Origin of the sequence: Paraprevotella clara YIT 11840, assembly GCF_000233955.1 — a bacterium.
Lineage (GTDB): Bacteria > Bacteroidota > Bacteroidia > Bacteroidales > Bacteroidaceae > Paraprevotella > Paraprevotella clara.
The window spans coordinates 1-14,330 of sequence record NZ_JH376591.1 but is presented as its reverse complement, the minus strand read 5'-3'; the positions used below and the strand labels follow the sequence as shown (position 1 = coordinate 14,330).

At 48.3% G+C, this 14,330-nt stretch carries 9 protein-coding genes; 7 read left to right on the top strand and 2 right to left on the bottom strand.

Translation table 11 applies throughout. From position 1 onward, the window contains the following. Nucleotide 1: 1 nt before the first annotated feature. The 4 genes from rnc to HMPREF9441_RS03410 all read left to right on the top strand — a co-directional run bounded on the left by rnc (nucleotide 2) and on the right by HMPREF9441_RS03410 (nucleotide 5,330). A complete protein-coding gene (rnc, locus tag HMPREF9441_RS03425; RefSeq protein ID WP_008618060.1) occupies nucleotides 2-895 on the top strand; it encodes a ribonuclease III in 894 nt (297 codons plus the stop codon). Between the two features lie 125 nt (nucleotides 896-1,020). Then, nucleotides 1,021-2,550, top strand: coding sequence for a GH3 auxin-responsive promoter family protein (locus HMPREF9441_RS03420; protein ID WP_008618059.1), 1,530 nt, complete (start codon nucleotides 1,021-1,023; stop codon nucleotides 2,548-2,550). A 20-nt stretch (nucleotides 2,551-2,570) separates the two neighbouring features. After that, nucleotides 2,571-4,499, top strand: coding sequence for an Ig-like domain-containing protein (locus HMPREF9441_RS03415; RefSeq protein WP_008618057.1), 1,929 nt, complete (start codon nucleotides 2,571-2,573; stop codon nucleotides 4,497-4,499). Between the two features lie 12 nt (nucleotides 4,500-4,511). Next, nucleotides 4,512-5,330 (top strand): DUF3108 domain-containing protein, encoded by an 819-nt coding sequence (locus tag HMPREF9441_RS03410; protein ID WP_008618056.1) that lies wholly within the window; start codon nucleotides 4,512-4,514, stop codon nucleotides 5,328-5,330. An 89-nt stretch (nucleotides 5,331-5,419) separates the two neighbouring features. On the opposite strand, the gene HMPREF9441_RS03405 is transcribed toward HMPREF9441_RS03410, so the two are convergent. Next, nucleotides 5,420-6,022, bottom strand: a complete 603-nt coding sequence (locus tag HMPREF9441_RS03405; RefSeq protein WP_008618054.1) for a nitroreductase family protein — start codon at nucleotides 6,020-6,022, stop codon at nucleotides 5,420-5,422. After that, on the bottom strand, nucleotides 6,019-6,639 hold the full coding sequence (locus HMPREF9441_RS03400; RefSeq protein WP_230315552.1) for a Crp/Fnr family transcriptional regulator: 621 nt from the start codon (nucleotides 6,637-6,639) through the stop codon (nucleotides 6,019-6,021). The genes HMPREF9441_RS03405 and HMPREF9441_RS03400 overlap by 4 nt, the downstream gene beginning before the upstream one ends. Nucleotides 6,640-6,856: 217 nt before the next feature. On the opposite strand from HMPREF9441_RS03400, the gene HMPREF9441_RS03395 reads away from it, so the two are divergent. The 3 genes from HMPREF9441_RS03395 to HMPREF9441_RS03380 all read left to right on the top strand — a co-directional run bounded on the left by HMPREF9441_RS03395 (nucleotide 6,857) and on the right by HMPREF9441_RS03380 (nucleotide 14,247). After that, a complete protein-coding gene (locus HMPREF9441_RS03395; protein ID WP_008618049.1) occupies nucleotides 6,857-8,407 on the top strand; it encodes a xylulokinase in 1,551 nt (516 codons plus the stop codon). Nucleotides 8,408-8,451: 44 nt separating this feature from the next. Beyond that, nucleotides 8,452-9,768, top strand: a complete 1,317-nt coding sequence (gene xylA / locus HMPREF9441_RS03390) for a xylose isomerase (RefSeq protein WP_008618038.1) — start codon at nucleotides 8,452-8,454, stop codon at nucleotides 9,766-9,768. 1,104 nt (nucleotides 9,769-10,872) lie between these two features. Next, nucleotides 10,873-14,247 carry a hypothetical protein gene (locus tag HMPREF9441_RS03380; RefSeq protein ID WP_008618024.1) on the top strand — a complete coding sequence of 1,125 codons (3,375 nt, stop codon included), beginning with the start codon at nucleotides 10,873-10,875 and terminating at the stop codon, nucleotides 14,245-14,247. Nucleotides 14,248-14,330 lie beyond the last annotated feature (83 nt).

Genomic DNA, 14,330 nt, shown 5'->3' with positions numbered 1-14,330 from the left:
TGTGTATCCCAAAGATATCATAGAAAGAATAAAGCTCCCTTTCAGAAAAGATAAGGAGCTTTATTCTTCTTTTTATAAGATATTAGGATTCTACCCGCACCATATCCAATATTACGAACAGGCTTTGCATCATAAGTCCTCATCCATAAAAAAGCAAGGAAGTTGGATTAATAACGAACGGCTGGAATTTTTGGGCGACGCCATTTTGGACGCCGTCGTGGGGGACATTGTCTTCCGCCACTTCAAAGGTAAACGTGAAGGTTTTCTCACTAACACCCGCAGTAAAATCGTACAACGTGAAACATTGAACAGATTGGCTGTGGAGATCGGTTTGGATAAACTTATCATTTCATCCACACATTCTTCCACTCACAACAGTTATATGTGCGGCAATGCTTTTGAGGCCATGGTCGGTGCGATTTATTTGGATCGGGGATATTCCTATTGCATGCGTTTTATTGGCAAACGTATCATGACCCAGTTAATCAATATCGACAAACTGGCCTATAAAGAAGTCAATTTCAAAAGCAAATTGATCGAATGGGGACAAAAGAGGCGAGTTGAAATCACCTTCGACCTGATAGACCAGGCACGGGAAGGAAGCAGTACGCCCGTCTTTACCACCCAAATCACAATCGAAGGAGTAACATGCTGCAAAGGAAGAGGCTATTCTAAAAAAGAGAGCCAGCAATTGGCTGCAAAAGACACGCTGGCACTATTGAGGAAATCCCCCAAACTGGTCGAAAGAATCCTGTCCAACAAAAGACAAAAAGAGGCTTTATCCGAAATGAGCATACAAGACAACGAACAGCAGACCATAACGGTAGTTGCTTCCCCGAAGCTTCAGGTCTCTGTCACGGAATCCCCCGAGTTCAGTATGGTTGGCCGAAGATAATGCAGGCTGAACATAAGGACATAGATAGCGACACACAGTCCATTAAAATCTGTATAAAGTTCGTTATTCTGATAACTTTAAATTATTTTTGCAGAAGAATAAAATGATTCCTGCGGAAATACGACATGAATAAGACGAAGTTAGTCAACTGCTTTCTTTCAGGCAGACGAAAAAGCATATCCAAATATGAAAACCAAACGGAAGAACTGCAATCAAAAGTTCTTCAAAAACTTATCCGTCAAACTATTCATACGGAATGGGGACAGACACATGGATTTGCACAAGTCAATGACTACAACTCATTTACGAAAACCTCTCCGATAAACACTTACGAAGAACTCAAAGGCTACATCGACCGTATGCGACGGGGAGAAAAAGATGTGTTATGGAGCGGAAAGGTTCGGTGGTATGCCAAATCATCCGGAACGACCAATGACAAAAGTAAATTTATTCCGGTCAGTAAAGAATGCCTGCAAGATACACATTACCGTGGCGGAACGGATGCCGTAGCCTTATACCTGGGCCAGAATCCCCGGAGCAGGATGTTCGACGGCAAGGCATTAATACTTGGAGGCAGCCATTCGCCCAATTACAATCTCCCCCATAGCCTGGTGGGAGACCTAAGTGCCATATTAATCGAAAACGTCAGTCCGTTTGTCAACCATTTCCGTATTCCCTCCAAAGAAATCGCATTATTAGGAGACTTCGAAGAGAAACGTGAAAAGATAGCCCGGGCTGCCATCAGAGAAAACGTAACGAACCTGAGTGGTGTTCCGTCGTGGATGTTGTCCGTATTGACTCGCGTCATGGACATTTCCGGCAAAACCCATCTGGAGGACGTATGGCCGGGCATTGAAGTATTCTTTCATGGAGGTGTATCTTTCACGCCTTACCGTGAACAATACCGGCAACTCATCACGCAACCCGGCATGCACTACATGGAAACCTACAATGCCAGCGAGGGATTCTTCGGACTGCAAACGGATTTACAGGACCGTGCCATGCTCTTGATGATTGATTACGGTATCTTCTATGAGTTCATCCCGATGGACGAAATCGACCGCGAAACTCCGAACGTTGTACCGTTATGGGGAGTTGAAACCGGCAAGAACTATGCCGTGGTCATCAGCACTTCGGCCGGTCTATGGAGGTACATGATTGGCGATACCGTGAAATTCACGCAGAAGAACCCTTATAAGTTCATCATCACCGGACGTACAAAATTCTTTATCAACGCTTTCGGTGAAGAACTGATCGTAGACAATGCCGAAAATGGATTGAAAGCTGCTTGCGAAGCCACCAGTGCGCAAATACGGGAATATACGGCAGCCCCCGTTTATATGGATGCCCACGGTAAATGCCGACACCAATGGCTGATAGAATTTGCGAAAGAACCGGAATCGCTCACTGACTTTGCACACATTCTGGATTTGAAATTACAAGAAATCAACTCCGACTATGAGGCCAAACGTTACAAGGACATCACGCTACAGCATCTGGAAATTATCCCGGCGCGTAAGCATCTCTTCGATGACTGGCTGAAATCCAAAGGCAAATTGGGAGGACAGCATAAGATTCCGCGCCTGAGCAATACACGCACATACATCGACGAAATGTTATCCATGAATGATTCCGCAAAACTGGAAGATTTTTAAAAACTCAAAAGAAGCGTAATATGCAAAAAAGACTCACACCATACCCCCTCATCGCTCTCCTCTGCATCCTCATTCTGGCCGCTTGCGCCAGCATCGGAAGCCCGGACGGAGGCCCACGTGACTTCACCCCTCCCAAGGTTGTCAGGTGCCAACCGGCCAATATGTCGGTAAACAACCGGGATAAGAAACTGACGCTCACATTCGACGAGTTTATCGTGCTTGAGAATGCTTCGGAAAAGGTTGTGGTCTCTCCTCCCCAAAAAGAAATGCCGGAAATCAGGACTTCGGGGAAGAGGATACACATCACCCTGAACGACAGCCTTAAAGAAAACACGACTTATACGGTAGACTTCTCCGATGCCATCGTAGACAATAATGAGGGAAATCCCATGGGTAACTTTACATACGCTTTCTCCACCGGTACGGAAATCGATACGATGGAAGTCTCCGGTACATTGTTGGAAGCCGAAAACCTTGAGCCTATCAAAGGCATGTTGGTGGGATTGTATGCCGATTTATCCGACAGTGCTTTTACGACACAATCTTTCACTCGCGTGTCCCGCACCAACAGCCGCGGGCAATTCACCATCAAAGGCGTCGCACCGGGAAAATATCGTATCTACGGTCTGCAGGATATGGACGGAGATTTCCGTTTCAGCCAAAAGGCCGAAAAGATTGCTTTCGATTCCGTCATCATCGAACCGACATGTGCTCCCGATACGCGTCAGGACACGGTTTGGATAGATAGCACGCACATCGACACCATCAAGACCATACCTTACACCCACTTCTATCCGGACAATGTCATTCTCCGGGGATTCACGGAAGACTATCAGGATTTACATCTTTTAAAGACAGAACGTCCCATTCCGGATATGTTCACCATCTATTTTACCGGCCCTTCAGACACCCTGCCGACTTTGAAAGGATTGAATTTCGAAGGCACGGAAGATATGATACTGGAACGTTCCTCAAACAATGACACATTGACCTATTGGATTACGGATACTTTGGTTTCCAATAAAGATACACTCACTTTTAGCCTGACCTATCTGGATACCGATACTTTGGGACAATTAACTTACCGCACGGATACGCTTGATTTGATACCCAAGGTTACCCGTACGCAACAGGTCAAAGAACGACAAAAGAAAATCGAGGAGTGGGAAGACCAGCAAAAGAAGGCCAAACGTCGTCAAAAGGAAAAGTATGTTGCCAAACCCAATCCGTTCTTACGTGAAGACCTCACTTACAAAATGCAGCCGACGGGCGGTATTGCCCCTACACAAAACATCAAGTTCACATTTGCCGAGCCGATAGCCGGGATAGACACCACCGCACTGCATTTCTATAAACAAAAAGACAGTTTATGGCTTGAAGAGCCTTACCTCTTTCTTCCAGTGGAAGGAGACATGCGCAGCTATATGCTGTACGCAGAGTGGCACCCTGGAGACAAATACAAGTTCGAGGCGGACAGCAACGCAGTAACGAGTGTTTTGGGAAAAGTCAGTACAGCCATAAAAAAAGAAATCCCCGTCACTCCGGAAGAAGAATTCAGCTCGCTGTTCATCCGTCTTATCCTGCCAGACACTGCCGCTATCGTACAACTCATGGACAACAGCGACAAGGTAGTACGAAGCGCCAAAGCCGTAAACAACCGGGCAGACTTCTTCTATCTGAAACCGGGCGAATACTACCTGCGCCTTTTCATAGACCGAAACAACGACGGAAAATGGACCACCGGAGACTATACCGCAAACCGTCAGCCGGAAGAAGTTTTCTACTTCCCCAAGCCTTTGACGCTAAGAGCCCGTTGGGAAGTAGAACAAGACTGGGACGTGAAAGGCATTCCATTGAATAAACAGAAGCCGGAAGCCATCACCAAACAAAAACCGGATGCAGACAAAACGGCCAAACTACGTGAAGCTGAAAGAGAACGAAACAGATAAAAATAGGAAACAATGAAAAAAACAACCATACTATGGCTACTATTCTCTTTGATGGGAATCATAGCACTTCCGGCCAGCGCACAATGCACCGCAGAGAATAACGCATTCTCTGCGGGAGAGGACCTTTCATACAAATTATATTTCAACTGGAAATTCATTTGGGTGACTGTCGGAACAGCCAATATGAGCATTAAAAACACAAACTACCAAGACCAAGAAGCTTATCGCTGCCATCTCATCACAAAAGGTAATAAAATGGCAGATAAACTCTTTGTACTACGCGACACCTTGGTCAGTATTGTCAATGACGAGCTGGTTCCTTTTTACTACCGTAAAGGAGCATTAGAAGGCGACCGCTACACAGTAGACGAAGCATGGTACAGTTACCCCGACGGCAAGAATCACATCAAGCAACGCTTCAAAACCCACAAAGACGAAATCCGTCTGAACGACCAGAAAAGCAACGTATGCGTCTACGACATGCTCAGCATGATGCTCCGGGCACGCTCATTCGATGCCTCCGACTACAAAGTAGGACAGAAAATCAAATTCCCTATGGCCGACGGTGGTAAGGTGGAAGAACAAACACTCATCTACCGTGGGAAAAAGAATTTCAAAATGGAAGAAAGTAAAACCAAATACCGCTGCCTCGTATTCTCATTTGTGGAGTACGAAGACGGCAAGGAAAAAGAAGTGGTCACATTCTACATCACCGACGACAAGAACCACTTGCCCGTACGCCTGGACATGTACTTACGTTTCGGAAGCGCCAAAGCTTTCCTCACGGAAGCCAAAGGAGTACGTAATCCGCAAACGGCTATTATTAAATAAACCACTCAAAAACGTTTTGCCCCCTTAAAGAGAAATTAGAAAACCGATAAGATTCTGTAGAACCTTATCGGTTTTTAATTTATATTTCCTCAGCGGAAAACCTTCATGCGATTGTCCACGTCTCCAAAATCCTTGTCTCCCGGTTCACCGGTCGGGACCCCGAAAGGCATTTCCGCTATCAGCATCCAATCTTCAGGCAACTCCCATGTACGGCGGACTTCCTCGTCTATCAAAGGATTATAATGTTGAAGGGAAGCTCCCAATCCCCGTTCTTCCAACATCGCCCAAATGGCAAACTGGTGCATTGCAGAAGTATGTTGGGCCCACGTCGGAAAATTATCCTTGTAAGAAGGAAAAGCATCCTGCAACCCTCTTACCACAGACATGTCTTCAAAATATAACACCGTGCCGTGGCCACTCGCAAAACAACCGTCAATCTTAGCCTCCGTCTTGACAAAAGCCTCGGCCGGAATACGCGCTTTCAAGGTATCTTTCACGATATCCCAAAGTTTTTTGTGCTCGTCGCCCAACAACAACACGATTCTCGTCGATTGTGAGTTGAATGCCGACGGAACGTGTTTCACAGCCTGACGGACCACACGTATGAGCTCTTCGTCCGACACGGGCGAACTGCTTCCTATGGAGTAATAACTACGGCGATGCTCCAACGCCTCTTCAAATGTTCTTTTCATTCTTCTTCTATTTTTTGAATATAACCCGATTTCTTCCCTGCCACATTCGACACCGCCGAACGTACCCGGCTCAACGACTCGGGAGTCATCAGCAGGTAAGACGCCATGTCGTTGACCGAGGCCCTGCCTGCCACCGTAGGGAATTCTCTCAAAAAGCGTTCGTAGCGTTCGCGGGCCGATTCGAAACGCCATGAATCGGCTTTCACCTGATGCAGAATCAGATTGTTTTCCAGAAAATGACGCAACCATTCGGCTATACCTTTATATAATAAGGAAAGCTCCACCAGACCGGCGTACGGTATAAGGCACAACTCGCTGTTTTCCAATGCTTCCATCATCAAGTGCGACGGTTTGTTCTTGAAAATGCTTTCTATACAATAGGCGATGTTGCCCTCGCAAGTGAAATGCTCCGTGATTTCACGCCCGTTTTTGAAATAGAACTGGCGCAACAATCCTTTGCACACATAAAACATGTAATGACATACCTGCCCGTCTTTCACTACCATCTGTTTCTTCCGGACTTTCTGCACGACCAGAATATCCGACAACGCCCGGCGTTCCTCGTCGGACAATGTGGCAAAAGACGGTATCTTGTCTGCGGTCAAACCCTTTTCCATATCCAGCTCTGCATCTTTACAATCCGTATGACGAAGATACGGTTTTTTCATTCAAGTACAAAACGCCCGAAGCCTATAAATCTGATATAAATCAGAAAAACCGCTTTTCCCGTCCCGACACAAGATTTTTTTAACCTCCGGACGAACCGCCGACGGGAAAACTCACTTATATTTGCACCTATCAACAATACCGTTAAACAAAAACACATCTGTTGTTATGTATTTGATAGGATATGACATAGGCAGCTCTTCGGTCAAGGCTTGTGTGGTGGACGCGCAAACCGGAAAGACGTTGAGCACAGCCTTTTACCCCAAGCAGGAAGCTCCCATCCTGAGCCTGAAGGCCGGGTGGGCGGAACAAGAACCCGAATCGTGGTGGAACTACCTGAAAAGTGCCACGGCCGAAGCCATGGCCGCTGCCGCCGAAAAGGCCGGCCGGCCGGTATCTGCCCTGAAAGAAGGGTTGGCCGCCATCGGTATCAGTTACCAGATGCACGGCTTGGTATGCGTAGACCGCACACAAAAAGCCCTACGCCCGGCCATCATTTGGTGCGACTCCCGGGCTGTTCCCTACGGGCAAAAAGCCATGGAAACGTTGGGCGCAGACTTTTGCCTGAGCCACCTGCTGAACTCACCGGGCAACTTCACCGCCAGCAAACTGGCATGGGTGAAGGAACACGAACCGGAGGTATATGAGAAAATAGACAAGGTCATGCTGCCCGGCGACTACATTGCCATGAGGCTGACGGGTACGGCGTGCACCACCGTCTCCGGACTCTCGGAAGGCATGTTCTGGGACTTCAAGCACAACTGCATCTGCAAGGAGCTGATGGAATACTACGGCTTCAGCATGGACCTGATTCCCGAAATACGTCCCACCTTCAGCGAACAGGGACGAGTGACGGAGACCGTAGCCGAAGAGTTAGGCATCAAGTCCGGCATACCCGTGACTTACCGTGCGGGCGACCAACCAAACAATGCCCTTTCGCTCAACGTGTTCAATCCCGGTGAAATCGCTTCTACGGCCGGCACTTCGGGCGTAGTATATGGCGTGAACGGAATGGTGAATTACGACCCGCTCTCGCGTGTCAACACTTTCGCCCACGTCAACCACGCCGCAGGGACTTACAACCGTGCGGCATTCCCCGCTACGGAACAGACGCGCCTCGGCGTATTGCTTTGCATCAACGGCACCGGTATCCTGAATTCATGGGTGCGCCGCAATGTCGTACCCGAAGGATGCAGCTACGAAGAGATGAACCGCATGGCCGAGAGCGTGCCCGTGGGCAGCGAAGGCCTCAGCATCATTCCTTTCGGCAACGGAGCCGAGCGTGTCATGCAAAACAAGGAAACGGGCTGCGCCGTGCATGGCATCAATTTCAATATCCATGGCCGCAACCACATCGTGCGCGCCGCCCAGGAAGGCATTGTCTTCTCTTTCCGCTACGGCATCGACGTGATGAAAGGCATGGGCATGGATGTGAACAAAATCCACGCCGGACAAGCCAACATGTTCCTCAGTCCCCTCTTCCGCAACACATTGGCAGGAGTGACGGGTGCCGTCATCGAGCTGTATGAGACAGACGGCTCCGTAGGTGCGGCCAAAGGAGCGGGCATAGGCGCAGGCATCTACAAAGACAACCGCGAGGCGTTCTCCTCGCTCGAACGGCTGAAGGTCATCGAGCCGGATACCGCCTTGCAACCAGCCTACGAAGAGGCTTACCAACGTTGGTTAAACGTACTCCAAAGCATCGAACAAATCCATTAAATTCAAAATTATTTTCATAAACCTTATTTTAAACGAAGAAAATTATGGCACAGAAAGAGTATTTTCCGGGTATCGGAAAGATTAAATTCGAAGGAAAAGAGAGCAAAAACCCATTGGCATACCGCTATTATGATGCCGAAAAGGTCATCATGGGTAAGAAGATGAAAGACTGGTTGAAATTTGCCATGGCTTGGTGGCACACCCTTTGCGCAGAAGGCGGCGACCAATTCGGTGGCGGCACGAAGACGTTCCCCTGGAACCAGGGTGCCGATGCCCTGACCGTTGCCAAACAGAAGGCTGACGCCGGTTTTGAAATCATGGAGAAACTGGGTATCGAATATTTCTGCTTCCACGACGTGGACCTCATCTCCGAAGGCAATTCCATCGAGGAATATGAAGCCAACATGAAGGCCATCGTGGCTTATATCAAGGAAAAGATGCAGGCTACGGGCATCAAGAACCTTTGGGGTACGGCCAACGTATTCGGACACGAACGCTATATGAACGGTGCAGCCACCAACCCGGATTTCAACGTGGTGGCACGCGCAGCCGTACAAATCAAGAATGCCATCGACGCCACCATCGAACTGGGCGGAAGCAACTACGTGTTCTGGGGCGGACGCGAAGGCTACATGAGCTTGCTGAATACCGACATGAAGCGTGAAAAGGAACATCTGGCACAGATGCTGAAGGCCGCCCGCGACTACGCCCGTGCCAAAGGCTTCAAAGGCACGTTCCTCATCGAGCCGAAACCGATGGAACCGACCAAGCACCAGTACGATGTGGACACGGAAACGGTTATCGGTTTCTTGCGTGCACACGGCTTGGAGAAGGACTTCAAGGTGAACATCGAGGTGAACCATGCCACATTGGCCGGGCACACGTTCGAACACGAACTGGCGTGCGCCGTAGACGCAGGCATGTTGGGTTCCATTGACGCCAACCGTGGTGACTACCAGAACGGATGGGATACCGACCAGTTCCCTATCGACAATTACGAACTTATCCAAGCCATGATGCAAATCATCCGCAACGGCGGCTTCGGCAACGGCGGTACGAACTTCGACGCCAAGACCCGTCGTAACTCTACCGACTTGGAAGACATCTTCATCGCCCACATCGCCGGTATGGATGCCATGGCACGTGCCTTGGAGAACGCCGCCGAACTGTTGGAGAAATCACCCATCAAACAAATGGTAGCCGACCGTTATGCCAGCTTCGATACCGGCAAGGGCAAGGAGTTCGAAGAAGGTAAGCTTTCGCTCGAAGACGTAGTGACATACGCCAAGACCCAAGGCGAACCGGCCCAGACCAGCGGCAAGCAGGAACTCTACGAGGCCATCGTGAATATGTATTGCTAACCCCCGTCCGGGATTTTCCCGCAAACGGACGTTCCACGCGGATGGTTGCCCTGCACCATAGGGCAGTCATCCGCACCTTTTTGCCTTCACCCCAACGGATGCTTAAACATTCATTTTGATTATACATTCCCGTAACGCCGTGCAAAATGATAGTTTTCAGATGTTTTATCCGCACGGCAAAGACAGATGGAATGGACTATTTAAAACGGTATTCCTTAAAAAGGAATTGACGGAACTGCCATATGGGATCATTTCTACCCCATTTTCCCGATTTTTCTCAGCCGAATAGTTTTTCGTTAGGCTGAAAGAGAAATTCTAATCTGCGGCGAACGATTTCTCAGTCCCTGTTTTTTGCCCTGAAAACGCTCTGAAAGTGTCTGTCCGGCCTGTCGAAAACGGCTTTTTCTTTCCCGTTGCTCCATTCCCGAAACGTTAAAACCGGAATCAAAAAGTAAGCGTTTTCCCCGCTGCACTAACTTGAGAGTCCGTTTTGTAAACCGTGTACCGCATACTGCCCCGTGCCTTGTAAGCCATTATGACCGAAACCGTCCCGAATGTCAATACCCCGCCCCCGAAATACTCGTGTTTTCCGCGCTCCCCTCCACCTTGTCCACAAATACGCGAATCTCGCACCTGCCTCTTTAACATTCTGTCAATTTATAAATCCCGGACTTATCGCCTACTCTCTAAAACGGTATTCAATAGCCGAAAGAAGACATTTCATTTCGTGAACATGCCCCTACATGGCTAAATATTTTCAAGCAGAGATGAAAACGGTTTATCTCTTAGGGAGAGATAAACCGATATTGGCAAGAATTTAAGTGTCACCGCTGCAAATGTATGGATTTACAATGATATAAGCAATAAATCGGGACATTTTTTTCGTATTTCTCCTCATAATTTTGTTTTCGTTTGCGTACACAATGTTTGATGATACAATACTCTCTTCTTTATAATTCATTATATATAAACATATTAACACAGACGGTTTATCTCTCCCTAAGAGAGCGACTGAAAAACACGCCGGAAAAACAGCCTCATCACAACCTAAAACGAATACCTATAGAGAGTTTCATATAAAACATTAACTAATTTCTAAATCAAATGAAAAAACAAGTACTAAGTGCATTGGCTTTCTGCTCTGCATTGGGCATCGCACAAGCCCAGACTGATGTCACTAAAGAGTATCTCGTCAATCCGTCTTTTGAGACTTTAAAAGCTGCGGACGGAACAACTGAGGTGGCGGTAAAAACAAAGTTGGAAAACGGTCTGCAAGGATGGGAAGTCGCGACAATGAGTGATTATCAAGTGGAAAGCGAGGCAAGCGGTTCTTCCACAGGTTTCCCCGCCGAGGGCTCACGCAAAATTAAACCGACAGAAGGCACCTATTATTACTTTAACCGCCAAGGTTGGGGCAACAAGGACTCTGAATTGAAAACCACCACTTCGAAAGAATTGCCTGCCGGAACTTATTATGCCGTCATCGACTATAAAGCGGCAGACTATTCCAACAACAACAATGCGAACACTAACGGTACGACCATCGGTATCAAAGTAAACGATGCCGCCTCGAACCTTTTGGGTGAAAATCCTGCCGTCAGACGGGCTTATTCCATGGCAAATGGGGATTCTAATCCGAAGAGCGATGCCTATATGGTCAACGCAGCATGGAATGAATTAGGCACGATGTTCACCGTGACGGAACCCACCATCGTAACCATTTCTCTTGTACAGAATATGAGAAACAACGGACGTTCGGACATCGCTTGGGACAACCTGCGCCTCTATCAAATAGAGAACGTAAGCGAAAACAAGCCCATGGATGTGAGCGGGCTGATTACTACTTCCAACTATTATGCCCTCGGTGGTTGGCATATCGAAGGAGGAAACACATTCCAAGTCAACACTTGGTCTACAGAAGGTGAAGATGACGGAAGCGGCATGACGACTCCTTTCATCCAAGACCACGTAGGAAAAGAAAACAAGGCTGCAAACGCCACCATCAGCCATACAGTCAGCCATCTGATACCGGGTATTTACGAAGTAAGCGGCTTGATTCGTGTACTGAACGAAGCCGGAGGAGATACCCCATCCGGAGCCACACTTTATGCCAACGAAGGTAGCACGAATGCTTGCAACGGAGAGCCTTGTACTAACGGTGTTTACGGCACATACACAGTGAAAGGCACGGTAGGAACAGACGGTGTACTGACTTTCGGTATAAAAGTGGCCAATGCCAATTTCAACTGGGTGTCTTTCAAGAACTTCAAATTGCAATACTTGGGAGCTGCCAGTATAGAACAACTGCAAGCCACACTGAAAGAAAAGATAGAGGAGGCTAAGGCATACGTGGAGAACTGCCCCAAAGGCATTGCAGCCATCGTAAATGCAGCCATCACCCAAGGAAATGATGCCCAAAACAGCGATTCGGAAGACGTGCTGAACAAAGCTATCGCCGCACTGACCCAAGCCATTGCGTTGGCAGAAGAAACAGCACCGGCAACCGAAGCATTCAAAACCCTCATGGCAACCTGCCAAGGCTATGCCAGCCACTCAAGCGCAGAAGAAAACGTAAAACAGGCATTCCAAAAGGCCATGACCGATGCCCAGGCTGCCTTAGATGCGGCCACCAAGACTGAAGCCATCCAAGATGCCACCCAGACCTTGCAGGTAGCATGTGAAACTTACATACTGAATGCGGCACCGGAAGAGGGTTATCCTTTCGACTACACATTCCTCATGAACGAGGCTAATAACTCTGCCAACGGATGGACCAAAAACGTAACCGGAGGTAACATCTATAACTTCCAGTACAAAGAATCTGCAGAAAAGAACAACGGTAACTTGCAGAAGACCGGATTCATGGAAGCTTGGGACGGCAAAAACTACACGGCCACTATCGCCTATACACGCAACGAGCTCCCCAACGGACACTACAAGGTTTCAGCATACGCCTTCACTACGGTTAATGGAAACACCAGTTTCACGGCCAACGACAAGGAAGCAAAAATGGACAATAGTACTGCCTTGTTCACGAATCCTACGATAGAAGATGTCATCGTGGACGAAGGCAAACTGACTGTCGGCTTGAACACAACAGATGCGAATTGGACCGGAATCACCAACATCCAACTGCAATACCTCTCCAAACTGACCGACGCAGAAGCTTCTGCCAAAGCCAAAGAAGCACTCCATGCCAAATTAGAGGAAGCCGGCAGCATGGATACCGAAACCAACGTGGGCACGGAAGCTTTCCAAATCCCGAAAACGGCCATAGATGCATTCGACAAAGTCTTTGAAGAAGCTAACGACATCTACGAATCATCAGAAAAAGTCGATGAGATAGAAGCTGCCACCAAGGCCCTGGAAGAAGCGATGCAAGCTTTGAAGAACCCGACACTCAATGCCCCGAAGGAAGGTGAACTCTTCTGCATCGCCAACATCTCGGAAGGTTTCGGATATAAGAACAACGCCGTGTCTCCGGTTTACAACGAAGCCAAGGCTGAAGACGGAGAATATGACCTGAAATGGTACCACATCGTGGATGCCAACTACGCTCAGGCTCTCAAGTTTACTCCGGTGGAGGGACAAAAGAACCAATACACGATCAGCTTCATCGACGAAGAGGGCAACACCCGCTACTTTAGTACACAAGCCTTAGCCGGATATATGGACGGGGGCAACGTGAGCACACGGCATGATCGCATCCGCGCAACGAAAGAAGCCGAAAAGGCACTACCGTTCGAAATCAGCCTGGCTGGTGAAAGTGTGTACAAACTGAAAAATACCCTCCATGGCAGCAACATCGGAAGTACAAGCGATGACGGCTTCTTCACCACGAACAATCTTTCCGACCTGTCTCTCGTGAAAGCGGAAAAAGCCAACGTGCCCTTGTCCATCACGGCTGCGGGTTGGTGTACACTCATCCTGCCGTTCGACGCAGAAATCCCGGAAGGCTTCGAAGTGTACAGTTGCACGGGTACAGAAGTTCCGGTAGGAACATCCACGGCATTGGTCTTGGAGAAAGCTGAAAGCATCGAGGCACACACGCCGTACATCGTAAAAGGCAAGGACGGGGACACTCACGACTTCTCCGACTACGGTATGGCCCTGCAAGACCAATATGCAGCCGGACTGATGACGGGTACCTTCACACAGCAAAAAGCCGTTGCCAACACTTACGTACTCCAGAACCAAGAGGGTAAAGTAGGATTCTACAAGGTGGCCGCGGGCAGCGAACCCACCATCAAGCCTTACCGTGCCTACATCAATGCCGACGTGGCCGAAGCCAACATCGTGGCTCTGCTTCTCCCGGGCATCGAAACCGGCATCAACGGAATCGTGGCAGAAGACGCCTTGGTGAACGTGTACGACCTCAACGGCATACTTGTACGCGAGAATGTGAAGTTAGGTCAGGCTCTCGAAGGCCTTTCCAAAGGCATCTACATCGTAAACGGTACAAAGAAAGCCGTAAAATAAACCGAACATCTGAAAAACAAAAAACAATGGAAAAGATTATGGAAAAGAGCCAATGTTGTCCTAAACGATTTATAGGTACGATG